Source organism: Shinella sp. 838 (assembly GCF_029623935.1).
Lineage (GTDB): Bacteria > Pseudomonadota > Alphaproteobacteria > Rhizobiales > Rhizobiaceae > Shinella.
Genome location: NZ_JARSBQ010000081.1, coordinates 1 through 574, shown reverse-complemented (window position 1 = coordinate 574; position 574 = coordinate 1). Strand labels below are relative to the sequence as shown.

The 574-nt window shown below is 60.1% G+C and carries 2 pseudogenes; both read right to left on the bottom strand.

The features are described from left to right. Nucleotides 1–171, bottom strand: a pseudogene (locus P9A16_RS35665) (ATP-binding protein); the annotation flags it as partial. Continuing rightward, nucleotides 161–574: pseudogene (locus tag P9A16_RS35660) on the bottom strand (IS21 family transposase); the annotation flags it as partial. The pseudogenes P9A16_RS35665 and P9A16_RS35660, both read right to left, overlap by 11 nt.

Below are 574 nucleotides of genomic sequence, written 5' to 3'. Positions count from 1 at the left end.
AACCTCACGTTCGGCCATCTCGGCTTTCAGCAACTGGGACAGGATCGGCACGGCCGCATCAAAAACTGGAGCCCCTTGCTCAATCAGGTCTGTGACGGCTTGGGCCATGCCATACATCTTCAGGCTCCGCAGCATGATGACGACGGCGGCACTTGCGGGATCATGACGCATGGCGACCTCCCACGATCCGGACACGCAAGCCATCGTAGCGTTCGACGTTGGCCTTGGGTTCACGCAACAAGGTCAGCGCCTGTGGCGTGTCGATGTCAGGGCCGTCAGTCGTTTTCCCATCGATCAGACGATGCAGCAGGTTCAGCACATGTGTCTTGGTCGCGACGCCTTGATCCAGAGCCAGCTCCACAGCCCTGACGACGACCTGTTCGTCGTGATGAAGCACCAGAGCCAGGATATCGGCCATCTCACGATCGCCGCCCAGGCGACGCAGCATCTGGTCCTGCAACTGTCGAAAGGCCCGCGGCAATTCCAGGAAAGGCGCACCATTGCGCAGGGCTCCGGGTTTGCGCTGGATGACCGCAAGGTAATGCCGCCAGTCGTAAATCGTTCGCGGTGGTTT